22 protein-coding genes are annotated in these 23,613 nt (G+C 56.3%); 8 read left to right on the top strand and 14 right to left on the bottom strand.

The window, feature by feature from the left end:
- Positions 1-30: 30 nt before the first annotated feature.
- On the bottom strand, positions 31-711 hold the full coding sequence (locus K7H21_RS10660) for a tellurite resistance TerB family protein (protein WP_049114583.1): 681 nt from the start codon (positions 709-711) through the stop codon (positions 31-33).
- Between the two features lie 151 nt (positions 712-862).
- A complete protein-coding gene (locus K7H21_RS10655) occupies positions 863-1,222 on the bottom strand; it encodes a YebG family protein (RefSeq protein ID WP_004122033.1) in 360 nt (119 codons plus the stop codon).
- Positions 1,223-1,357: 135 nt separating this feature from the next.
- On the opposite strand from K7H21_RS10655, the gene purT reads away from it, so the two are divergent.
- The gene (purT, locus tag K7H21_RS10650; protein WP_004122035.1) at positions 1,358-2,536 is read left to right on the top strand and encodes a formate-dependent phosphoribosylglycinamide formyltransferase; all 1,179 of its coding nucleotides are present in this window, start codon (positions 1,358-1,360) and stop codon (positions 2,534-2,536) included.
- A gap of 45 nt (positions 2,537-2,581) precedes the next feature.
- Here purT and K7H21_RS10645 read toward each other — a convergent pair whose 3' ends face one another.
- The 3 genes from K7H21_RS10645 to zwf form a co-directional block, all read right to left on the bottom strand.
- Positions 2,582-3,223, bottom strand: a complete 642-nt coding sequence (locus K7H21_RS10645) for a bifunctional 4-hydroxy-2-oxoglutarate aldolase/2-dehydro-3-deoxy-phosphogluconate aldolase (protein WP_004103368.1) — start codon at positions 3,221-3,223, stop codon at positions 2,582-2,584.
- A 37-nt stretch (positions 3,224-3,260) separates the two neighbouring features.
- On the bottom strand, positions 3,261-5,072 hold the full coding sequence (gene edd / locus K7H21_RS10640) for a phosphogluconate dehydratase (RefSeq protein ID WP_004122039.1): 1,812 nt from the start codon (positions 5,070-5,072) through the stop codon (positions 3,261-3,263).
- A gap of 220 nt (positions 5,073-5,292) precedes the next feature.
- The gene (gene zwf / locus K7H21_RS10635; protein WP_004122041.1) at positions 5,293-6,768 is read right to left on the bottom strand and encodes a glucose-6-phosphate dehydrogenase; all 1,476 of its coding nucleotides are present in this window, start codon (positions 6,766-6,768) and stop codon (positions 5,293-5,295) included.
- Between the two features lie 319 nt (positions 6,769-7,087).
- Here zwf and K7H21_RS10630 point away from each other — a divergent pair, with 319 nt between their 5' ends.
- On the top strand, positions 7,088-7,993 hold the full coding sequence (locus tag K7H21_RS10630; protein ID WP_162626063.1) for a MurR/RpiR family transcriptional regulator: 906 nt from the start codon (positions 7,088-7,090) through the stop codon (positions 7,991-7,993).
- Positions 7,994-8,118: 125 nt separating this feature from the next.
- Complete coding sequence (pyk, locus tag K7H21_RS10625) at positions 8,119-9,561, top strand: pyruvate kinase (RefSeq protein WP_004122043.1); 1,443 nt, start codon at positions 8,119-8,121, stop codon at positions 9,559-9,561.
- Between the two features lie 50 nt (positions 9,562-9,611).
- Here the strand turns inward: pyk and K7H21_RS10620 are convergent, their stop codons facing one another.
- Positions 9,612-10,946: a 2-hydroxycarboxylate transporter family protein gene (locus K7H21_RS10620; RefSeq protein WP_223035764.1), complete on the bottom strand. Its 1,335-nt coding sequence runs from the start codon at positions 10,944-10,946 to the stop codon at positions 9,612-9,614.
- 412 nt (positions 10,947-11,358) lie between these two features.
- Here K7H21_RS10620 and K7H21_RS10615 point away from each other — a divergent pair, with 412 nt between their 5' ends.
- The 3 genes from K7H21_RS10615 (at position 11,359) to dcuR (ending at position 14,835) form a co-directional block, all read left to right on the top strand.
- Complete coding sequence (locus tag K7H21_RS10615; protein WP_004122045.1) at positions 11,359-12,306, top strand: AEC family transporter; 948 nt, start codon at positions 11,359-11,361, stop codon at positions 12,304-12,306.
- A 62-nt stretch (positions 12,307-12,368) separates the two neighbouring features.
- Positions 12,369-14,054: an NAD-dependent malic enzyme gene (locus K7H21_RS10610; RefSeq protein WP_223035763.1), complete on the top strand. Its 1,686-nt coding sequence runs from the start codon at positions 12,369-12,371 to the stop codon at positions 14,052-14,054.
- Positions 14,055-14,118: 64 nt separating this feature from the next.
- Positions 14,119-14,835 (top strand): two-component system response regulator DcuR, encoded by a 717-nt coding sequence (gene dcuR, locus K7H21_RS10605; protein WP_223035762.1) that lies wholly within the window; start codon positions 14,119-14,121, stop codon positions 14,833-14,835.
- Positions 14,836-14,861: 26 nt separating this feature from the next.
- On the opposite strand, the gene lpxM is transcribed toward dcuR, so the two are convergent.
- The 3 genes from lpxM to znuA form a co-directional block, all read right to left on the bottom strand.
- Positions 14,862-15,848 (bottom strand): lauroyl-Kdo(2)-lipid IV(A) myristoyltransferase, encoded by a 987-nt coding sequence (gene lpxM / locus K7H21_RS10600; protein WP_004122055.1) that lies wholly within the window; start codon positions 15,846-15,848, stop codon positions 14,862-14,864.
- A gap of 117 nt (positions 15,849-15,965) precedes the next feature.
- Complete coding sequence (mepM, locus tag K7H21_RS10595) at positions 15,966-17,288, bottom strand: murein DD-endopeptidase MepM (protein ID WP_004122057.1); 1,323 nt, start codon at positions 17,286-17,288, stop codon at positions 15,966-15,968.
- Between the two features lie 15 nt (positions 17,289-17,303).
- Entirely contained in the window at positions 17,304-18,248 is a 945-nt protein-coding gene (gene znuA, locus K7H21_RS10590) for a zinc ABC transporter substrate-binding protein ZnuA (protein ID WP_004122058.1), read from the bottom strand.
- A gap of 78 nt (positions 18,249-18,326) precedes the next feature.
- Here znuA and znuC point away from each other — a divergent pair, with 78 nt between their 5' ends.
- Both znuC and znuB read left to right on the top strand, forming a co-directional pair.
- A complete protein-coding gene (znuC, locus tag K7H21_RS10585) occupies positions 18,327-19,079 on the top strand; it encodes a zinc ABC transporter ATP-binding protein ZnuC (protein WP_004122060.1) in 753 nt (250 codons plus the stop codon).
- The gene (gene znuB, locus K7H21_RS10580; RefSeq protein ID WP_004122061.1) at positions 19,079-19,864 is read left to right on the top strand and encodes a zinc ABC transporter permease subunit ZnuB; all 786 of its coding nucleotides are present in this window, start codon (positions 19,079-19,081) and stop codon (positions 19,862-19,864) included. The genes znuC and znuB overlap by 1 nt, the downstream gene beginning before the upstream one ends.
- Before the next feature lie 145 nt (positions 19,865-20,009).
- Here the strand turns inward: znuB and ruvB are convergent, their stop codons facing one another.
- From ruvB to nudB, 5 genes are all read right to left on the bottom strand, one after another.
- On the bottom strand, positions 20,010-21,020 hold the full coding sequence (gene ruvB, locus K7H21_RS10575; RefSeq protein ID WP_004122062.1) for a Holliday junction branch migration DNA helicase RuvB: 1,011 nt from the start codon (positions 21,018-21,020) through the stop codon (positions 20,010-20,012).
- A gap of 8 nt (positions 21,021-21,028) precedes the next feature.
- Positions 21,029-21,640, bottom strand: a complete 612-nt coding sequence (ruvA, locus tag K7H21_RS10570) for a Holliday junction branch migration protein RuvA (RefSeq protein ID WP_004103390.1) — start codon at positions 21,638-21,640, stop codon at positions 21,029-21,031.
- A gap of 81 nt (positions 21,641-21,721) precedes the next feature.
- Positions 21,722-22,243, bottom strand: a complete 522-nt coding sequence (gene ruvC / locus K7H21_RS10565; protein WP_004113791.1) for a crossover junction endodeoxyribonuclease RuvC — start codon at positions 22,241-22,243, stop codon at positions 21,722-21,724.
- A gap of 154 nt (positions 22,244-22,397) precedes the next feature.
- Positions 22,398-23,138, bottom strand: coding sequence for a YebC/PmpR family DNA-binding transcriptional regulator (locus K7H21_RS10560; protein WP_142445581.1), 741 nt, complete (start codon positions 23,136-23,138; stop codon positions 22,398-22,400).
- Between the two features lie 30 nt (positions 23,139-23,168).
- Entirely contained in the window at positions 23,169-23,612 is a 444-nt protein-coding gene (gene nudB / locus K7H21_RS10555; RefSeq protein WP_004122064.1) for a dihydroneopterin triphosphate diphosphatase, read from the bottom strand.
- Position 23,613: the final 1 nt, after the last annotated feature.

Below are 23,613 nucleotides of genomic sequence, written 5' to 3'. Positions count from 1 at the left end.
TCGCCAGCGATGCAAGCGAAACGTGCGGATTTAAGCCGTTACGGCCTGTTTTTGCGCCTGAATATCCCGTTCGATATCTTCACGCACTTCCTGCGGGAGCTTCAGCGCTTCGCCGAGGGCATTGAGGTAGCTACGTTCCATAAAGTGGTCAATATCGATGACCGCGCAGCTGATATAGTAAACTTCAAGCGCCTCTTGCTCGCTGCTGATACCCTGCGCCAGGCTCTGCGGGTCAAGCGGCTGCGCCAGCGCCCGGTCAATTAACACTCGGCCCTGGACGTCGACATTTGCCGCACGCAGTTGCTCTTCAATATTTGCCCGCTCGCGCTCGTCAATATGTCCATCGCTTTTGGCGGCGAAGACCAGCGCCATAATTAGCCGTTCGCTGCGGGCGTCGAGTTCGGCCGGTGCGGAAGATGGCGCCTGAACGGGCACAGCCTCTGCCGATGCTGGCTGCGCGCTGGCGCGCATTTTCTGCTGGTATTTATTCCACAACACGCTGCCCGCAACCGCGCCGCCGCCCACCAGCAGCGCACCGGTACCGTATTTGGCTAACAGCTTGCGCGATGATTTGCTGGCCACCAGCAGACCTGCCAGCCCGCCGAGCGCGCCCGGCAGCAGTAAATTTTTGCCGCTTGGTTGATCGTCAGATGAAGAAGACCGCCCCTGCTGACCCAGCAGAGACTGCAGTTGATTAAGCCAGTTAGCCATACATTTCCTCGTTGCGCGATAAGCGATACCACCAGCCTAACCGACGCGACGTCAGGAAACGTTATCGACAGCTAAAGATGCGCAAATTCCGCGCCGGGAAGCGCGGGAGCCTGCCGCCAGAACTGCTGGCGGCGGCAGCGTAAAGCGTAACTCAGGCCGCTTTCGCTTTGCGCGGCTTCGCCGGCGCCGGGGCTTCAGATTCGATGACGTCGTCAGTCTTATCGCCCTCTTCTGCTTCTGCGCTATCGGCTGACGCCTCGGCGGCGCCCTCGGCTTCCGGCAGCTTACCGGAACGCAAAATATGGTTGAGGGTATCTTTGCGCTCGGCCAGCCACATCGCCATACTATCGCGCTGCTCTTCGTCAAGCGTTAGCGGGCACTCAACCAGCCAGTCGTTCAGTACTTCCGCCAGATCGAGCATTTTGTCATAAGCATCGGCCTCTTTTTTGCTGGCAAAAGACATTTTTTCCTCACCTTCGCGAATCACTACATATTTAATTTCAACCGCCATGATGCAGCCTCTCGGTACTGTATTTTTATACAGTATATCAAATTTCTCCCCCGAACTCAAATGACGCGCATAAAGACATGCGCAAACGTTTTCGTTTATAATGCGGCGCATGTTTTTTTACTGCGGAAGAGAGTTATGACTGTATTAGGTACGGCGCTGCGCCCTGCGGCAACAAAGGTAATGCTGTTAGGTTCCGGCGAACTGGGTAAAGAGGTGGCCATTGAATGCCAGCGTCTGGGAATTGAGACCATCGCCGTCGATCGTTACCCTGACGCCCCGGCCATGCAGGTCGCACACCGTTCGCACGTCATCAATATGCTGCATGGCGAAGCGCTGCAGGCGCTGATTGAGCAGGAAAAGCCTGACTTTATCGTGCCGGAAATCGAGGCCATCGCCACCGACACCCTGGTCGACCTGGAGCAGGCCGGGCAGAAAGTCGTCCCCACCGCCCGCGCGGCAAAGCTCACCATGAATCGTGAAGGGATCCGCCGCCTGGCCGCTGAAGAGCTGAAGCTGCCGACCTCCGCCTACCGTTTTGCCGACAGTGAACCCGCCTTCCGCGAAGCCGTCGCCGAGATAGGCCTGCCGTGCATCGTCAAGCCGGTAATGAGTTCATCGGGTAAAGGCCAGAGCTTTATTCGTTCCAGCGAACAGCTGGCTGACGCCTGGCAATATGCGCAGCAGGGCGGCCGCGCCGGAGCCGGACGCGTTATCGTTGAAGGCGTGGTGAATTTTGATTTCGAGATCACCCTTCTCACCGTCAGCGCCGCGGACGGCGTACACTTCTGCGCGCCGGTCGGTCATCGCCAGGAGGATGGCGACTATCGTGAATCCTGGCAGCCGCAGCGGATGAGCGCGCTGGCGCTGGAACGCGCGCAGGAGATCGCCCGCCAGGTGGTGCTGGCGCTGGGCGGCTACGGCCTGTTCGGCGTCGAACTGTTCGTCTGCGGCGACGAGGTGATTTTTAGCGAAGTCTCGCCGCGCCCGCACGACACCGGTATGGTCACGCTGATTTCGCAGGATTTATCGGAGTTCGCCCTGCACGTTCGCGCCTTCCTCGGACTGCCGATTGGCGCGATCCGCCAGTACGGCCCGGCGGCCTCTGCGGTGATCCTGCCGCAGCTGACCAGCCAGAACGTCACCTTCAGCAATATTCAGGCCGCGGTCGGCGCGGGACTGCAACTGCGTCTGTTCGGCAAGCCGGAAATCGACGGTTCGCGTCGCCTGGGCGTCACGCTGGCAATAGCCGATAACGTTGAGGACGCGGTTGCGCGCGCCAAAGCGGCGGCTTCGGCAGTCTTGGTTGCGGGATAAAAAAAAGCCCGGTCGCAGACCGGGCCTCTGGTGAGCGCGCGATAATTACTTCGCGCCTTCTACCGCTTCACGAGCCAGTTTGGTGATACGGTCGTAATCACCGGCTTCCAGCGCATCCGCCGGCACCAGCCAGGAGCCGCCGATGCACAGCACGCTGTTCAGCGCCAGATAATCACGATAGTTCGCCGGGGAGATACCGCCAGTCGGGCAGAAGCGAATATGCGCGAACGGGCCGCCAATCGCCTGCAGCGCTTTCACGCCGCCGTTAGCTTCTGCCGGGAAAAATTTGAACTCTTTCAGACCATACTGCATACCCAGCATCAGCTCGGATACGGTGCTGATCCCCGGGATCAGCGGGATGGTGCCTTCGCCGGTCGCCGCTTTCAGCAGGGATTCGGTCAGGCCCGGGCTGATAGCAAACTGCGCGCCCGCTTCGGTCACTTCTTTCAGCTGCTCAACGTTGGTGACGGTACCGGCACCGACAATCGCTTCCGGGACCTCTTTGGCGATCGCGCGGATAGCGTCCATCGCGCACTCGGTACGCAGAGTCACTTCCAGCACGCGTACGCCGCCCGCAACCAGCGCTTTCGCCATTGGCACAGCGTGTTCCAGCTTTTTCACCACGATTACCGGTACAACCGGGCCGGAGGTGAGGATTGCTTCTGCAGTTGTTTTCCAGTTTTTCATTAGATTTTCTCTCGCCAGATCTACAAATCGAATCGTCTTAAAAAGTGATGCAGGTTGCGCCCTGTTCTGCTCCGGAGAGTTTCTCACGCAGCGCACCGAACATCTCCCGGCCGGTTCCCACGCGCGAACCGCTCAGGTCAGGAATATGCGGCTGACGGGCAGCCAGCTCGGCGTCATCGACCAGCAGCGTCAGCTCGCCCGTCTGGCCGTTGACGCGAATAATGTCGCCATCGCGTACCTTCGCCAGCAGACCACCATCGTACGCTTCGGGCGTCACATGAATAGCCGACGGCACTTTGCCTGATGCGCCGGAGAGTCGACCATCGGTCACCAGCGCAATTTTGAAACGGCGGTCCAATAATACACCAAGTGGCGGCATAAGTTTATGTAATTCTGGCATGCCGTTCGCTTTTGGTCCCTGATGACGGACCACCACCACGCAATCTTTGTCGAGCAGCCCCGCTTCAAAGGCGGGCAGCACGTCATGCTGGCTCTCGAAAACCACCGCCGGCGCTTCGATAATCTGGTTCTCAACCGGCACAGCGGAAGTTTTCATCACCGCGCGACCGAGATTGCCGCTCAGCACTTTGGTGCCGCCGTGGCGAGAGAACGGCTTGTCAAACGTGGCGATAACCGCTTCATCAAGCGGAGCGGCCGCTCCTTCGCGCCAGTCAAGCTCACCGTTATTAAGCCAGGGTTCCATGGTGTAGCGAGAGAGGCCGAAACCGGCAACGGTGTGAACATCTTCATGCAGCAGGCCGCCTTTCAGCAGCTCGCGCACCAGCACCGGTACGCCGCCCGCGGCCTGGAAGTGGTTAATATCCGCCGGGCCGTTCGGGTAGAGGCGCGCCAGCAGCGGCACCACGTCAGAGAGATCGGAGAAATCATCCCAGTTAATGATAATCCCTGCCGCCCGCGCCATGGCCACCAGGTGCATGGTATGGTTGGTGGACCCGCCGGTTGCCAGCAGCGCGACAATCCCGTTGACCACTACTTTTTCATCAAACATTTTACCCAGCGGCATCCACTCGTTACCGTTGCCGGTCAGACGGGTCACCTGGCGGGCGGCGGCGGCGGTCAGCGCTTCGCGCAGCGGCGCATCCGGATGCACGAATGACGATCCGGGCAGCTGCATCCCCATAAACTCAACCACCATCTGGTTGGTATTGGCGGTACCGTAGAAGGTACAGGTGCCGGGCGCATGGTAAGACGCGGCCTCGGACTCCAGCAGCGCCATGCGATCCACCTTTCCTTCCGCATAGAGCTGACGAATGCGCACTTTTTCTTTATTCGCCAGGCCGCTGGCCATCGGGCCGGAAGGAATAAAGATGGACGGCAGATGGCCGAACGACAGCGCAGCCATCGCCAGGCCCGGGACAATTTTATCGCAGACGCCAAGATAGAGCGCGCCGTCAAACATGTTGTGCGACAGGCCAATCGCGGCGGACATGGCAATCACTTCGCGGCTGAGCAGCGACAGCTCCATCCCGTCCTGCCCCTGCGTCACGCCATCGCACATCGCCGGAACGCCGCCGGCGACCTGGCCCACCGCGTTCGCGGAGTGCAGCGCTTTGCGGATAATGTCCGGATAACGCTCATAGGGCTGGTGGGCGGAGAGCATATCGTTGTAGGAGGTAATGATGGCGATGTTATTGCGCAGCATGCTTTTCAGTGAGGCTTTGTCATCCGCCTGGCAGGCGGCGAAGCCGTGGGCCAGGTTACCGCACGCCAGTTGGGCGCGATGCACGGTATCGGTTTTGGCCTGGTTAATCCGGGCGAGGTAGGCTTCGCGGGTATCGCGCGAGCGTTCGATGATGCGATTTGTTACCCGTAACATTTCTGAATTCATAAAGGCTCCTCAAATTTTATCTGTCCGGCCGCAGCGCTTTAACGATACTTTTCGGTGTTTAAGGCACCTGTACTGGGGCTCAGGGGCAAAATATCTGTAGGCAGTGTAATAAAAAAAGCCCCGGGGGTGAATCCTCCGGGGCTTAAAAGATTAAAAATTACACGACTTGCTGCGTCAGATCATGTTACCGGTAAAATAACCCTGACGGAGGAGATGGCGATTACTCAAACTCGTTCCACGAACGACCATCGCGGGTGATCATCGCCACGGAGGCAACCGGCCCCCAGGTGCCCGCCTGGTAAGGTTTCGGCGAATCGCGATCGGCGGCCCAGGCTTCCGTGATGGAGTCGACCCACTTCCACGCCTCTTCCACTTCGTCGCGACGCACGAACAGCGCCTGAATACCGCGCATCGTTTCCAGCAGCAGACGCTCGTAGGCATCCGCCAGATGGGTTTGATTAAAGGTTTCCGAGTAGCTCAGGTCCAGCTTGGTGATCTGCAGGTTATGCTTGTGGTCTAGCCCCGGGACTTTGTTCAGCACCTGGATATCCACCCCTTCATCCGGCTGCAGACGAATGGTCAGCTTATTCTGCGGCAACTCTTGCCAGGTCTCTTTGAACAGGTTCAGTTCCGGTGTCTTAAAGTAAACCACGACTTCGGAACATTTGGTCGGCAGTCGCTTACCGGTACGCAGGTAGAACGGTACGCCCGCCCAGCGCCAGTTGTCGATATCCACGCGGATCGCCACGAAGGTTTCAGTATGGCTGGACTTGTTGGCCCCCTCTTCTTCGAGGTAGCCCGGCACTTTTTTACCCTGCGCGAAGCCGGCGGTGTACTGGCCGCGCACCGTTTTTTCACGCACGTTGGTGCGGTCAATGCGGCGCAGCGATTTCAGCACCTTCACTTTTTCATCGCGGATGCTATCGGCAGTCAAATCTGACGGCGGAGACATGGCAATCATGCACAGAATTTGCAGCAGGTGGTTCTGGATCATATCGCGCATCTGCCCGGCCTGATCGAAGTAGCCCCAGCGGCCTTCAATGCCCACCTCTTCCGCCACGGTGATCTCAACGTGATCGATGGTACGGCTGTCCCAGTTATTAACGAACAGCGAGTTGGCAAAGCGCAGCGCCAGCAGGTTCAGCACCGTCTCTTTACCCAGATAGTGGTCGATACGGTAGACCTGGCACTCTTCAAAGAACTCGCCTACCCGATCGTTGATCTCGCGGGAGGTTTCCAGGGAAGTCCCCAGCGGTTTTTCCATCACCACGCGCGCCGGTTTCGCGTTCAGCTTCGCTTCGCCCAGACCTTTGCAAATCGCGCCAAAGGTGCTTGGCGGCATGGCGAAATAGTTAATGGTCACCCGCTCTTTCTGATCGAGCATTTTGCCCAGGCGGGTAAACGCTTTGGTATCGTTGACATCAAGGTTACAGAAATCCAGACGCCCGCTCAGGGTCTCCCACAAACCTTCATCGATTTTTTCCTTCATGAAGGTTTCCATCGCTTCACGCACAACTTTGGTGTAAGCGTCTTTATCCCAGTCGGCACGGCCGACGCCGATGATGCGGGTGTCAGGATGGATCTGACCAGCTTTTTCGAGCTGATACAGGGAAGGCAGCAATTTACGTCGCGCCAGGTCACCCTTCGCGCCGAAAATGACCAGATCGCATGCCTGGGCCGTTTGCGTTACCGCCATGTCATTCTCCTTAGTTGATAGACTGGTGCTTGTGCCAGGCTATATTTGTAATTTTCTTTCACTGCATCGTACTGTGTTTACGAATTTCCCGAAACCCTCAGCGCCGGTTCCCGCAGCTAAATCGCACAGGGTGGAAAACAGGCGCTGAGATTTTGGGCATGCGGCTAATATTGTTCGTTGTTTCGACCGATTCTCAGTTAGTAAAATACGACTCTGATCATGTAATGAAAAAAAACAACATATTTTAAGGTCATTCCTCACCGTTTCCGACAACGGAGGGGTATATTCTTGCTAAAACGCCTGATGATTTCACCCATTAATGAAATCGCTTCCATTGATGAGCGCCCGATTACCCATGAACATGCTGGAAAAAATCCAGTCCCGGCTGGAACACCTTAGCAAATCTGAACGCAAAGTGGCGGAAGTCATCCTTGCAACCCCCGCGCAGGCCATCCATTCAAGTATTGCCGCCCTGGCGCTGGAAGCCGGCGTCAGCGAGCCCACGGTTAACCGTTTCTGCCGCAGTCTGGAAACCCGCGGTTTCCCCGATTTTAAACTGCATCTGGCGCAAAGCCTGGCGCACGGTACCCTCTATGTTAACCGCAACGTCGATGAAGACGACAGCGTCGAGTCCTATACGGGAAAGATATTTGAATCCGCCATGGCCAGTTTAGATCAGGTCCATCATTCTCTCGACATGTCGGCGATCAATCGCGCGGTTGACCTGCTCACGCAGGCGAAGAAAATCGCCTTTTTTGGCCTTGGCTCTTCGGCCGCCGTCGCCCACGACGCGATGAACAAATTTTTCCGCTTTAATGTACCGGTGATCTATTCCGACGACATCGTCCTGCAACGCATGAGCTGTATGAACTGTAATGACGATGACGTGGTAGTGATCATCTCGCACACCGGCAGGACTAAAAGCCTGGTGGAGCTGGCGCAGCTGGCACGTGAAAACGATGCGATGGTGATCGCCATTACCTCACCCGGTACGCCGCTTTGCCGAGAGGCAACGCTGGCTATTACCCTGGATGTGCCGGAAGATACCGATATCTATATGCCGATGGTTTCCCGCTTAGCGCAGCTGACGGTGATTGATGTACTGGCGACCGGCTTCACCCTGCGGCGGGGCGCAAAATTCAGAGATAACTTGAAGAGGGTCAAGGAAGCGCTTAAGGAATCGCGGTTTGATAAAGAGCTCATCGTACACAGCAATGACCAATAAAAGTAGAAACAAAGCACTATCCTATTACACCGTCGGTATCGTTCCGGTATAGCGACTTTGCTCATCGGCGCTACCGAATCCATGTTCACGCAACACCAAAGATGTTTCAGTCAACGGAGTATTACATGTCCAGAAGGCTTCGCAGAACCAAAATCGTTACCACCTTAGGCCCGGCTACCGACCGCGATAACAACCTTGAGAAGGTTATCGCCGCAGGCGCAAACGTGGTACGTATGAACTTCTCTCACGGTACCGCGGAAGATCATCAGATCCGTGCGGATAAAGTCCGTGAGATTGCGGCAAAACTGGGCCGTCATGTCGCGATTCTCGGTGACCTACAGGGGCCGAAAATCCGCGTATCCACCTTCAAAGAAGGGAAAATTTTCCTCAATATCGGTGACAAATTCCTCCTCGACGCGAACCTGGGTAAAGGCGAAGGCGACAAAGAGAAAGTGGGCATCGACTATAAAGGACTCCCGGCTGACGTGGTTCCGGGCGATATCCTGCTGCTGGACGACGGCCGCGTGCAGCTGAAGGTCCTCGAAGTTCAGGGCATGAAGGTGTTCACCGAAGTCACCGTCGGCGGCCCGTTGTCTAACAACAAAGGCATCAACAAACTGGGCGGCGGCCTCTCTGCAGAAGCGCTGACGGAAAAAGACAAAGCGGACATCGTCACCGCCGCCAAAATTGGCGTCGACTATCTGGCCGTCTCCTTCCCGCGCTGCGGCGAAGATCTAAACTACGCCCGTCGCCTGGCGCGCGATGCCGGCTGCGACGCCAAAATCGTCGCCAAGGTCGAGCGTGCCGAGGCGGTATGCGATCAGGACGCGATGGATGACGTGATCCTCGCCTCGGACGTTGTTATGGTGGCCCGCGGTGACCTCGGCGTGGAAATCGGCGATCCGGAGCTGGTCGGCATCCAGAAAGCGCTGATCCGCCGCGCCCGTCAGTTGAACCGCTCGGTCATTACCGCGACGCAGATGATGGAGTCGATGATCACCAACCCGATGCCTACCCGCGCCGAAGTCATGGACGTGGCGAACGCCGTGCTGGATGGGACCGATGCCGTAATGCTGTCGGCTGAAACCGCCGCGGGCCAGTATCCGTCTGAGACCGTTGCCGCGATGGCGCGCGTCTGCCTCGGCGCGGAAAAAATCCCGAGCCTCAACGTCTCCAAGCACCGTCTGGACATTCAGTTCGATAACGTGGAAGAAGCCATTGCGATGTCCGCCATGTATGCGGCGAACCACCTCAAGGGCGTCACCGCTATCATTACCATGACCGAATCCGGTCGGACCGCGCTGATGACTTCGCGCATCAGCTCCGGCCTGCCGATTTTCGCCCTGTCTCGCCACGAACGCACGCTGAACCTGACTGCGCTGTATCGCGGCGTGACGCCGGTTCATTTCGATAGCGTAAATGATGGCGTAGCCGCTGCGCACGACGCGGTAACGCTGCTGCGCGACAAAGGCTATCTGGTGACCGGCGACCTGGTTATCGTCACTCAGGGCGATGTCATGAGCACCATCGGTAGCACCAACACCACCCGTATTCTGACCGTCGAGTAAGCCTCTCCGTCTACCTGCCAGCGCCGCAGCTGGCAGGTATATCCGATAAACTACACAAGCCAGCTCAACAATAGCGTAGCGGTAATTACCGTTGATGCGCCGCCGATACGAGTCGCAATCTGAGCAAAAGGCATCAACCCCATTCTGTTCGACGCCGAGAGAATAGCCACATCCCCCGTTCCCCCCAGCCCGCTATGGCAACTGGTCACGATAGCCGCTTCAACAGGGTACATATTCAGACGTGAAGCGATAAGGAAGCCGCTCAGCGCCATTGCCATGACGATGGAGCCGCAAACCACCACGTAGCCCACCGAAAATACCGCAACCACGCTTTCCAGCGGAACATACAGCATTCCCAGACCAATCATCAGCGGCCAAACCAGCGCGGCCGACACGAGCTTGTAGCAGCTGTGCGCCCCCAGCTCCATCGCCGCCGGGATAACTTTAGCGTATTTACAGAACACCGCAGCCAGGATCATCAGTACCGGCCCCGGAATATGCACCACCTTTTCCAACAGACCGCCGACGATGAAAAACGCGCAAATCATTAAAAGCCCGGCCCCCATCAGTTGGAAATCCGTGGGTTGCGCGCTCTGATTTTGCGCAAAGACGCTATTATCTTCATGGCTGCGGATCAGCATCCCGTTGCCGGAAAGCGAAGGGCGTCGCGCGCCCATGCGCGCCATAAAACCGGCGCAAATAATGGCGAAAATGTTGCCCACCACGGCGGCCGGCGCCAGTTGCGCAACGTAAACATCGGGCGTTTGTCCGAGAATGGCGGAATAGGCCAGCGACAGGGGCAGGATCCCTTCACCGATGCCGCCGCCGATGATCGGCACGATAATAAAGAAAAAGGTGTGGTAGAAACTGTAGCCAAATAAACTGCCCACCAGCAGGCCGGTTAAGATTGCCGCCCCGGTCCCTACGACCAGCGGGACAAACATACGGACCATTCCCTGAATCAGGATAGTTCTGTTCATACCCAGTATGCTGCCGACGACCAGGCAGGCGATAACGAAATAGAGGAGATTGGCCTCCTTCATCAGCAAATGCACGGTATCGAGGGTATGCGCTTCAAACATGCCGAAATAGACCAGCACCGATGGAACCATCAGGCACAAAATGGCCGGGCCGCCTATATCCTTGAGGATCGGCACCATTCGGCCAATTTTAGCCAACGCGAACCCCAGGGTCATAATCACCGCCAGGCCGCCAATCATATTCTTCGGCAGCAGACCTGCGGTTGCAGAGATAGCCACAATCGTCGCTATCCCGATAAAGAGCGTCAACGGTACGGCGCCGACCTCAATATTGGATAAAAGTCGGACCGACGACCCGCTCGGCAGCGTTTTATCTATCGGGTGGTTCAGAGAATTATTTTCCATATTTTTACCTGAATTATGATGACGTAGGGTATCGACGCAATATTAAAACTGCGTAATAAAATTAAAAAAGAGCACCAGCCACAATGCCAATAAAACAAAAAAACGTTAGCACAGGAATTTAAAATTAAAAACGAGATCCAAATTTCGCTGTTCTACTTTGTGACTAAACCACAAAATTCATTTTAAGTAATTTAATTTATCACCACGAAACTAAAGTTAGCATCGTCGCAATAATTGAATGCCAGGGATATAAGTTGATGATCCCACCCTCTTTTCCCTATTTGTAAGTAAAGTAGTCAAGGCGAAATTATTTAAAGCCCGGCGACTGTGATGACTATCACCTTTTAAATACCGAGGGATCGTTAGATTAAAAAAATACAACGTCGCCGATAATATATTTTCAGGACATCCTATGCCTTCACTGCTTTTAGAATCCCTTTTTCCCCTGGTGTTTATCATGCTGCTCGGATGGCTAAGCGGCAAGTTGGGCTACAGCCGCCGCGAGGACGCGTCCGTGCTGGCCACGGTGGTTATTCGTTTTGCACTTCCCTTCCATCTGTTTATCGGCGCATTGAATACCCATCCCGATAAGATTAAAAACTTCACCTTTATGGCGGTATTGGTCATCGGTCTTATGGGATCGTATTTCCTCACGCTACTGATCTCACGCTACGTTTTTCGCCATGATATAAAAACCAGCGCAATTCAGTCCCTGGTGTGCGCTTTCCCCGATATGGCCTACTTTGGCGCCCCCGTGCTTGCGGTGCTGATTGGCCCCGAGGGCTTTCTCGGGGTGCTTATCGGCAACCTGGTGACCAGCGTATTGATGATCCCCTTGACCATCATTCTGATTCGCATGGGAGATAAGCGCGCCTACGCTGATCTACAACAGCCTGATGCGCTGCAGCTTATCCTGCAAAACCTGTTTAAAGCCGTCAGAAACCCAATAGTCTGGATCCCGATTTCCGGCGTGCTGCTCAGCCTCGCGGGGGTACAGCTGCCGCATATGCTCAGTATGCCTATTGAGATGGTGGGAAAAGTGGCGGGCGGCCTCTCCCTGTTCGCCCTTGGGCTGCTCTTTTACGGTGAGCGTCCTACGGTCAATATTCAAACCTGTACCAATATCAGTATTAAAAACCTGATCCAACCGGCAATGATGGCCGTGGCTGGTTTAGCCTTTGGCCTCAGCCATAGCCTGATGCAGCAGGTCATTATCATCGGCGCGACGCCTTCCGCCATTGCGGCAGGGATGTTTGCCCTGCGCAGCGATACCTATATCGAGCCCGCCTCATCCTCTATTTTGCTGGGCACCGCCATCGGCGTCGTTACCGAAGGAATTATGATTTATTTAATCTCATAATCACTGAAGTAAAGCCGGAAGAATCCCGGCAATTATTTGATATCATATTCAGGAGTCATCCAATGTTAGCCACAGAAACCTTATACACGCCTTATAACGGTGCCGTCCTGCTGGAAAACCCGTTATTAAATAAAGGTCTCGCTTTTACTCAAGGTGAACGGTCCGCATTTAATCTTCAGGGGCTGCTGCCGCATAATGTTGAAACTATTGAAGAACAAACCGCGCGCGCCTGGGGGCAATTTTGCCAGTTTAAACGGGATATATCGCGGCATATTTATCTTCGAAATATACAGGATACTAACGAGACCCTATTCTATAATCTGCTGCGCAACCATATGAAAGAAACGCTGCCGATCATTTATACCCCAACGGTAGGCGAAGCGTGTGAACACTTCTCAGAAATTTATCGTCGGGGGCGCGGCCTGTTTATTTCATGGCCTAACCGCAACAATATTGACGAGATGCTGCAGGGCTTCTCCCGCAACGATATCAAAGTCATTGTCGTGACCGACGGCGAGCGCATCCTGGGTCTCGGCGATCAGGGGATTGGCGGCATGGGGATCCCGATCGGCAAACTCTCGTTATATACCGCCTGCGGGGGGATTCATCCGGCATCAACGCTGCCCATTATGCTGGATGTGGGCACCAACAACGCCCAGCATCTGGAGGACCCGCTGTATATGGGCTGGCGTCATCCACGTATTAGCGACGAGCAGTACATGGAATTTATGGACATGTTTGTGCATGCCATCAGCCAGCGCTGGCCACAAGTGTTACTGCAGTTCGAAGATTTTGCGCAAAAAAATGCTACCCGGTTACTTAACCGCTATCGTGACCAGCTTTGCTGTTTCAACGATGATATCCAGGGCACGGCGGCCGTGACCTCTGGCACGCTGATTGCCGCCGCCGCTGCGGCCGGTACGCGGATCCGCGACCAGCGCGTGGTGTTTCTCGGCAGCGGTTCCGCCGGATGTGGGATTGCGGAAAAAATCATGGCCCTGATGGTTGATGACGGGCTGTCAGAGCAGGAAGCGCGCAATCGGATCTTTATGGTTGACCGCTTTGGTCTGTTAACCGATGAGATGCCCAATTTGCTGGATTTTCAGCGCAGCCACGTGACGCCGCGGAAACATATTGCCCACTGGGATACCGACGCGGCCCACCTGTCGCTGATGGATGTTGTACGCAACGTCCACCCCACCGTGCTGATCGGCGTATCAGGCCAGCCGGGACTGTTCAGCGAAGAGATCATCAAAGAGATGCATCAGCACTGCCCGCGCCCGATTATTATGCCCTTATCTAACCCGACGTCCCGCGCTGAAGCCCAGCCGAAGGATTTGCTGGAATGGACCCGGGGGAACGCGCTGATTGCCACCGGTAGTCCGTTCGCTCCCGTCTGCTATGACGGTAAGACCTACGATATCGCCCAGTGCAACAACGCCTATATCTTCCCCGGCCTGGGGCTGGGAATTCTGGCCAGTAAAGCGGAACGCGTTACCGAGGCAATGCTTATCACCTGTAGTAAAACCCTCGCCGCCCACTCGCCTTTAGCTACCCGCGAAGCCGGCGGATTGCTGCCGCCGGTCGAAGAGATTGAGATGATTTCCCGGGCGATTGCCGCAGATGTCGCTCGCGCGGCTCAGCAGGACGGCGTCGCGCCGCTTATCAGCGAAGCCCAGTTGGCCGAGAATATCGATCGCACCTTCTGGCGAGCGCGCTACACCGCGTATAAACGCTCGCCATTTTAAACGCCCGCTGCCGGGTGAACACTGCGGGAAGCGCCCTGCTTCCCGCCGAAGCGAGAACCCACGCATGATTAATGTGCTGATTGTCGATGATGATTCGATGGTGGCCGAACTGAACCGGCTGTTTCTCAGCCGGGTGGCTGATTTTCACTGCTGCGGCGTAGCCCCGACGGTCCGCGAAGCCAGGGAGATGCTTAGCCATTTGCCGCAGATCGATCTGGTGCTGCTGGATGTCTATATGCAGCAGGATAATGGGCTGGAACTGCTGCCTGCGCTACGCGCCGATGCGCGCAATATTGATGTCATTATGATTACCTCCGCCGCCGATAGGGTAACGGTTCAGACGGCGCTGCATTACGGCGTGGTCGATTACCTGATAAAACCGTTTCAGTTTCCGCGCTTTGAGGAGGCGCTGCTGTCATGGCGTAAAAAGCGCGATTTGAAAAACGCGAAATCCTGCTACGCTCAAGCCGATGTCGACAGCCTGTTGCGCAGCGGGGTTCAACAACACGAGGGCGCGAGCCGCTTGCCAAAAGGACTTACGCCGCAGACGCTTCGTCTGGTGTGCCAGTGGATTGACGCCTGGCAGGAACGTGATTTTTCGACCAATGAGCTGGCTGCAGCATTGCAGATATCCAGAGTTTCATGCCGTAAATACCTGATTTGGCTTGAGCAGATACACATTCTCTACACCACCAATCATTACGGCATCACCGGTCGTCCAGAATATCGTTACCGGCTCGTTGTCGACCATTTGGCGCTACTCAAACAATACAGCCAATGAACCCGGAAGCCCACTGGCTGCGATTTTTAACCCTGGCGTGACGACTTTCGCGGGTACAGCTCTTTACGCTTATACGGCTCGATTTCACCCGGCTTGCGCGTTTTCAGCAGTTTGAGGATCCAGGTGTACTGCTCGGTATGCGGCTTCACGAACACTTCCACCTCTTCGTTCATCCGCCGGGCGATAGTGGTATCGTCCGCCTCCAGCAGATCGTCCATCGGCGGGCGCACCAGCACCGTCAGGCGATGCGTTTCGCCATCATAGACCGGGAACAGCGGCACGACGCGGGCGCGGCACACTTTCATTAAACGTCCAATCGCCGGCAGCGTCGCTTTATAGGTGGCAAAGAAATCAACGAATTCGCTGTGCTCGGCGCCGTGATCCTGATCCGGTAGATAGTAGCCCCAGTAGCCCTGACGCACCGACTGAATAAACGGTTTGATCCCGTCGTTGCGCGCGTGCATACGTCCGCCGAAACGTCGGCGGACGGTATTCCAGACGTAATCAAAGACCGGGTTGCCCTGATTATGGAACATCGCCGCCATTTTTTGCCCGCCCGACGCCATCAGCATCGCCGGAATGTCCACTCCCCAGGCATGAGGAACCAGAAAGATCACTTTCTCGTTGTTCCTCTGCATCTCATCGATGATCTCTTTGCCCTGCCAGTCGACGCGGGAAAGAATGCGCTGCGGGTCGCGCAGGCCTAGTTCCGCCATCATGACCATCGCCTGCGGCGCGGAGGCGTACATTGCATCAATAATGTCTTCTCGTTCCTGCTCACTCTTTTCCGGGAAACAGTACAGCAGGTTAATCTGCGCCCGACGGCGCGAACTCTTTGCCAGGCGACCCACAAAACGCCCCAGTTTGCCGAGAATCGGATCGCGGAAAGACGCTGGCGTCAGAGCGATACCGGCGAAGGCAAAAACCCCTAACCAAGCGCCCCAGTAGCGCGGCAGTAAAAAGGATTTTTCAAATTTTGGAATAAATTCAATATTATTTTTTTTCGTTTCCATGCCTAATCCGCAGACGTTCCGCTCAATAAAGATAATGAGTTAGTTTAGCGATACGTTGAGTAACGTACAAAAGAAAAAGCCGGCGCACAGCTGGCGCCGGCTTTAACTGACGGAAGGTTAGTCAAACCGCAGCTGCGGAATAACCTGTTTTGCCTGCGCCAGATAATCGGTACGGTCGGAACCGCTGAGCCCTTCCGTACGCGGCAGTTTCGCCGTCAGCGGGTTGACCGCCTGCTGGTTAATCCACACTTCATAATGCAGATGCGGGCCGGTAGAACGGCCGGTGTTGCCCGACAGCGCAATGCGATCGCCGCGTTTGACCTTCTGCCCGGGTTTGACCAGCAGCTTACGCAGGTGCATATAGCGGGTGGTATAGGTGCGGCCATGGCGGACGGCGACGTAATAACCGGCTGCACCGCTACGTTTAGCCACCACCACTTCGCCATCCCCTACCGACAGCACCGGTGTGCCCTGCGGCATTGCAAAATCGACGCCGCGATGCGGCGCTACGCGGCCGGTCACCGGATTCAAACGACGTGGATTAAAGTTCGAAGAGACGCGGAACTGACGTGCGGTCGGGAAACGCAGGAACCCCTTCGCCAGGCCGGTACCGTTGCGGTCGTAGAATTTGCCATCCTCAGCGCGGATCGCGTAGTAGTCTTTACCATCCGAGCGCAGGCGCACGCCAAGCAGTTGGCTCTGCTCGCGCTTACCGTCGAGCATTTCACGCGACATCAGCACGGAGAATTCATCGCCTTTTTTCAGCTTACGGAAGTCCATCTGCCACTGCATGGCCTTGATCACCGCGCTGATTTCGGTGCTGGTCAGGCCGGCATCACGAGCGCTGGCGACAAAGCTGCCGCCAACGGTACCTTTCAGTACGCTGTTGACCCAGTCGCCTTTTTGCAGCTCGCTGCTCATTTTGAAACCGTTAGCGACTCGATCGTAGGTGCGGGTTTCGCGGCGCGACATTTCCCAGGTCAGGCTTTGCAGGTCGCCGTCCGCCGTCAGGGTCCAGGAGAGCTGTTGACCAATTTTCAGATTACGCAGCTCTTTATCTACCGAGGAGAGCCGGGCAATATCGCCCATATCGATGCCGTACTGATTAAGAATGCTGCTGAGCGTATCGCCGGTCGACACCACATATTCGTGGCCGCCGGAATCGCCATCCGCTTTATCATCCAGCTCATCCTGAGGGATGGCCTCCTCTTCCTGAGGTGCCTGATCGATAGGTTCCGAGGCTTCTGGCAGCAGAGAACGAATTTCGCTTTGCTCAAGCTCGATGGTTCTGCTGATGGGAGCCGTTTCAGGATGGTGGTAAATGTAAGGTCGCCAGACGGCGACCGCTAAGGTAAGAACGCTAAGCGACCCCAGCATAACGCGGTGAGGTCGTGGCAGATTGTTAAATGCCTGAGTGACAGCGCGGGCTATCTGTTGCACGTATTCACTTCCTCGTTATTCTCCTTTCAGGCAGCTTGAATACTGATTCGCCATCTGGCTCAGGAATTGCGGATAACTCTCTTTACCCAGCTTAATTCCGATTCCAAGTGGATCCAGGGTTCCCATGCGCACGGACGTTCCCCTGGCAACAGCTTCTATGACCGCTGGCCTGAACTGTGGCTCAGCAAAAACGCAAGTTGCTTTTTGCTCAACCAGCTGTGTTCTGATTTCGTGTAAACGCTGCGCACCAGGCTGGATTTCAGGGTTGACAGTAAAATGACCCAGTGAGGTCAAACCGTAGTGTTTTTCAAAGTAGCCATAGGCGTCATGAAAAACGAAATATCCCTTCCCTTTCAGCGGTGCCAGCTCGGTCCCAACCTGCTTGTCGGTTGCGGCTAATTTTGCCTCAAAATCCTTCAGGTTGGCGTCAAGTTTGGCTCGACTCTGCGGCATAAGTTCCAATAATTTATCGTGGATTGCAACCGCCGAAAGGCGCGCTATCTCTGGGGAAAGCCACAGATGCATGTTATAGATGCCGTGATGGTGATCGTCGTCACTATTTTCCCCTGCGCCATGGTCGTGACCATGATGGTCATCGTCGTCGTCGGTGCCTTTCATGAGTAACGGTTTCACGCCGTCAAGCTCGGCAATCGTCACCTTTTTGTTTGGCGCAATGCTTTGCGTTGACTTATCCATAAACGCTTCCATTTCGGGTCCAATCCAGACCACTAAGTCTGCGTTCTGTAAGCGTTTTGCATCCGATGGCCGTAGCGAATAATCGTGCTCGGACGCCCCGTCTGGCAGCAGTACCTGGGTCTCCGTGACCCCATCCGCGATAGCGGAAGCGATAAAGCCCAGCGGTTTAAGGGAGGTGACAACGGCGGCGCTAGCCAACGGCGCATGGGCGAACAAAAAAGCGGCGCTAAGTCCAGCGCAAAGAAGCGTATTTTTATGTAACATAATGCGTCTAATCATCGTATAGAATGAGAAAGATGTGATATTATAACATTCACTGGCTTGTGCAACCTCTAATTTGATATGACAAATCTTGTAACGCTGGAAAACGTCGCGGTCGTTTATGGCCAAAGGCGCGTGCTGTCTGACATTTCGCTAACGCTAAAGCCGGGCAAAATTTTAACCTTACTGGGGCCAAACGGCGCCGGTAAATCGACCCTCGTAAGGGTAGTTCTTGGACTGGTAGCACCTTCGGAAGGGGTTATCAAACGCGAGGGACATCTGCGGATCGGCTATGTCCCGCAAAAGCTGCATCTTGATGCCACGATGCCGCTGACCGTCAGCCGCTTTATGCTTTTACGTCCGGGAACCCACAAGCGCGATATTCTGCCGGCGCTGAAGCGCGTACAGGCCGGGCATCTGATCGACGCCCCAATGCAGAAACTTTCCGGCGGCGAGACCCAGCGGGTACTGCTGGCGCGGGCGCTGCTCAATAAGCCGCAGCTGCTGGTGCTCGACGAGCCAACGCAGGGCGTTGACGTCAACGGCCAGGTGGCGCTTTACGATCTGATTAACCAACTGCGCCAGGAGCTTGATTGCGCCGTGCTGATGGTTTCTCATGACCTGCATCTGGTGATGGCCAAAACCGACGAAGTGCTGTGTCTCAATCAGCATATTTGCTGCTCCGGCGCGCCGGAAGTGGTTTCTATGCACCCGGAATTTATCTCGATGTTCGGCCAGCGCGGCGCGGAACAGCTGGGTATTTATCGCCATCATCATAATCACCGCCATGACCTGCAGGGGCGGATTGTACTGCGTCGGGGAAATGACCGTTAATGATTGAATTACTGCTCCCCGGCTGGCTGGCCGGAATGATGCTCGCCTGTGCCGCGGGTCCGCTGGGATCGTTCGTCGTCTGGCGGCGAATGTCCTACTTCGGCGATACCCTCGCCCACGCCTCTCTGCTTGGCGTCGCTTTTGGTTTACTGCTGAACGTTAACCCGTTTTATGCGGTCATCGCGGTGACGCTGTTGCTGGCGGGCGGGCTGGTATGGCTGGAAAAACGTCCCCACCTGGCGGTGGACACGCTACTCGGCATCATGGCGCACAGCGCGCTGTCGCTGGGTCTGGTGGTGGTCAGCCTGATGTCAAACGTGCGCGTCGACCTGATGGCCTATCTGTTCGGCGATCTGCTGGCGGTGACGCCGGAAGACTTGATAGCTATCGCTATTGGCGTGGTTATCGTGCTGGCGATCCTGCTTTGGCAGTGGCGCAACCTGCTGTCGATGACCATTAGCCCAGATCTGGCGTTTGTTGATGGCGTTAAGCTCCAGCGGGTGAAACTGCTTCTGATGCTGGTCACCGCGCTGACGATCGGCGTGGCGATGAAGTTCGTCGGGGCGCTGATTATCACATCGCTGCTGATTATTCCCGCCGCAACGGCCCGTCGCTTTGCCCGTACGCCTGAACAAATGGCGGGGGTAGCGGTTGGAGTGGGAATGATTGCCGTGACCGGCGGTTTGACCTTCTCGGCGTTCTACGACACGCCGGCGGGGCCTTCCGTGGTACTATGCGCCGCGCTGCTGTTTATCATCAGCATGAGCAAGAAATCGGCCGCCTGACGCTATGCTCCGCGTACGTTGTAGCCCGGCTAAGGCGTTCATGCCGTAAGCCGGGACATCCACCGCTCAGCTATTTTCCCGGCTTGCGCTCCGCTTAGCCGGGCTACTGGTTCTTGCGGTCTGCTGTTTTATCGCCGGACAACGTTTAAGGCATCTCCGGCGGCGTAATGCCGAAGTGGGTCCAGGCCCGCACCGTCGCCATTCGCCCGCGCGGGGTACGCTGTAAAAAGCCCTGCTGGATCAGATACGGCTCCAGTACATCTTCAATCGTTTCCCGCTCTTCGCCAATGGCCGCCGCCAGGTTATCCAGCCCGACCGGCCCGCCAAAGAATTTATCGATGACCGCCAGCAGCAGCTTACGGTCCATATAATCAAAGCCTTCCGCATCCACGTTGAGCATATCCAGCGCCTGCGCGGCAATATCCTCAGAGATACGCCCGTCGTAGCGAACCTCGGCAAAATCGCGCACCCTGCGCAGCAGGCGGTTGGCGATTCGCGGCGTGCCGCGCGCGCGACGCGCGACCTCCAGAGCCCCATCTTCGCTCATCTCCAGCCCCATATAGCGGGCGCTGCGGCTGACAATATGCTGCAGGTCCGGGATCTGGTAGAACTCCAGGCGCTGGACGATGCCAAAACGGTCGCGCAGCGGCGAAGTCAATGAACCTGCGCGAGTCGTCGCGCCAATCAGGGTAAACGGCGGCAGATCGATTTTTATCGAACGCGCCGCGGGCCCTTCGCCAATCATGATATCCAGCTGATAATCTTCCATTGCCGGATAGAGAACTTCTTCAACAACCGGTGACAGGCGATGAATCTCGTCGATAAACAGAACGTCGTGGGGTTCAAGATTGGTCAACATCGCCGCCAGATCGCCCGCCTTTTCCAGCACCGGGCCAGAGGTGGTGCGCAGGTTCACGCCCATCTCGTTGGCGACGATGTTTGCCAGGGTGGTTTTCCCCAGCCCCGGCGGGCCAAAAATCAGCAGGTGATCGAGCGCGTCGCCGCGCAGCTTCGCCGCCTGGATAAAAATCTCCATTTGCGAACGGACGTGCGGCTGGCCCACATACTCTTGCAGCAATTTAGGGCGAATGGCGCGGTCGGCCGCCTCTTCAAAACCGCTGCTGTCCGCCGATACCAGCCTGTCTGCTTCAATCATCCCTTACCTCACAACGCGGCGCGGAGCGCTTCGCGAATTAGCGTTTCACTGTTGGCATCCGGGCGTACGATTTTGCTGACCATCCGGCTGGCCTCCTGAGGTTTATAGCCCAGCGCCACCAGCGCGGCAACCGCTTCCTGTTCAGCATCATCATCAGAAGGACCGGCTGGAGACGTCAGCACCAGATCTGCCGCCGGCGTAAACAGATCGCCGTGCAGCCCTTTAAAGCGGTCTTTCATTTCGACAATCAGGCGTTCCGCGGTTTTCTTACCGATTCCCGGCAGCTTCACCAGCGCCGCCAGCTCCTCGCGCTCAACGGCATTCACAAACTGCTGCGCCGACATGCCGGAAAGGATCGCCAGCGCCAGCTTCGGACCGACGCCGTTGGTTTTAATCAGCTCTTTAAACAGCGTGCGCTCCTGCTTGTTGTTAAAGCCATACAGCAGTTGGGCATCTTCGCGCACGATAAAGTGGGTAAAAATGATCGCCTCTTTGCCCACGTCCGGCAGCTCGTAGAAACAGGTCATCGGCAGATGAACCTCATAACCTACGCCTCCCGTTTCGAGTAAAACCAGCGGGGGTTGTTTTTCGAGAATGATGCCTCTGAGTCTGCCTATCACGTGGAGCTCCTGGATTAAGGGCTGAAAGTCTAATGCGGTATCATAAAAAAAGGCTGGATAGATATCCAGCCTGATTTAAGATTATCGTAAGCGTCCGCGCGCCAGATTCAGGCGGCTTTCGCTGATCTGGGCGGCGTTCTGGCTGACGTGGCAGTGGGTAATGGCAATCGCTAAGGCATCCGCCGCATCCGCCTGCGGGTTAGCCGGCAGCTTGAGCAAGGTGCGCACCATATGCTGCACCTGACTCTTTTCCGCGCTGCCGATCCCGACAACGGTCTGCTTTACCTGCCTGGCGGCGTACTCAAAGACCGGCAGGTCCTGATTCGTCGCCGCGACAATCGCCACGCCGCGAGCCTGGCCGAGCTTCAGCGCCGAGTCGGCGTTCTTCGCCATAAACACTTGTTCGATGGCGAAATAGTCAGGCTGGAACTGGGTGATAATTTCCGTGACGCCCGCATAGATAAGCTTCAGGCGAGACGGTAAATCATCCACTTTCGTGCGAATACAGCCACTGCCCAGATAGCTGAGCTGGCGTCCAACCTGGCGGATAACGCCATAACCAGTGACGCGCGACCCCGGGTCAATGCCGAGAATAATGGCCATCACGCGCCTCCGGTCATAACTAGCCCGTGAGACCCTAAAGATTTCAGTTCACAGCCAGGCGGCCACGCAGCGCATCCCCGGGAGCGTAGATTCACTACGTGACCGGGGTAAGCGAGGAGAGCCAACACCGCTGTGGGCTGAAAGATTACGGGTATCACAGGGTTGCGGCGACCTCATCAGAGATCTCGCCGTTGTGATAAACTTCCTGCACGTCGTCGCAATCTTCCAGCATATCGATCAAACGCAGCAGTTTCGGCGCAGTTTCCGCGTCCATATCCGCTTTGGTTGACGGGATCATCGAGACTTCAGCGGCGTCCGCTTTCAGGCCGGCGGCTTCCAGCGCATCGCGTACCGCGCCCATCTCTTCCCACGCGGTATAAACGTCAATCGCGCCGTCGTCATAAGTCACAACGTCTTCCGCGCCCGCTTCCAGCGCCGCTTCCATGATCGCATCTTCGTCGGCTTTCTCGAAGGAGATAACGCCTTTTTTGCTGAACAGGTAGGAAACGGAACCGTCGGTCCCCAGGTTACCGCCGGTTTTGGTGAAGGCATGACGTACTTCCGCAACGGTACGGTTACGGTTGTCGGACAGACATTCAACCATCACCGCCGTGCCGCCAGGACCGTAACCTTCATAGATGATGGTTTCCATGTTCGCATCATCATCGCCGCCCACGCCGCGGGCAATAGCGCGGTTCAGGGTGTCGCGGGTCATGTTGTTGCTCAGCGCTTTGTCGATTGCCGCGCGCAGACGCGGGTTAGATCCCGCATCGCCGCCGCCCAGACGCGCGGCGGTGACCAGCTCGCGAATAATTTTCGTAAAGATCTTACCGCGCTTGGCATCCTGTGCCGCTTTGCGGTGTTTGGTGTTGGCCCATTTACTATGACCTGCCATAAAAAACTCTCCAAAAAAAAGCACGCCCTTTCAGGCGGCGTTAATTACAAATTCTTCAATCGCCTGCCGGTTGCTCCAGGACTTGGTCAACGTGGCGGCTTCCGCCGCATCAACCCAGCGATAGTCCAGATGTTCCGTAAAGACAATCTGGCGTTCATGGGGGAGCGCAAGACGGAACCAAAATTCCGTATTACGCTCAACGCCCGGCGCATAGCGATGACGTAAATGAGAAAATATCTCGAACTCTACCGTGCGCTGACAGTCAACCAACGCCAGCTGCTCGCTGGCGACATCAATGGCGACTTCTTCCATAACTTCACGCGCGGCAGCCTGCGGCGCGGTCTCTCCCTCTTCCAGACTGCCGGTAACCGACTGCCAGAACGCGGGATCGTCGCGCCGCTGCAACATCAGCACCCGCTTCGTATCTTTGGCGTAAATCACCACCAGTACGGAAACGGGGAGCTTGAATGACATC

Origin of the sequence: Klebsiella sp. CTHL.F3a (assembly GCF_019890895.1) — a bacterium.
GTDB lineage: Bacteria > Pseudomonadota > Gammaproteobacteria > Enterobacterales > Enterobacteriaceae > Klebsiella > Klebsiella grimontii.
The sequence above is the reverse complement of the archived record's forward strand: the minus strand, read 5'-3'. Positions and strand labels throughout refer to the sequence as shown.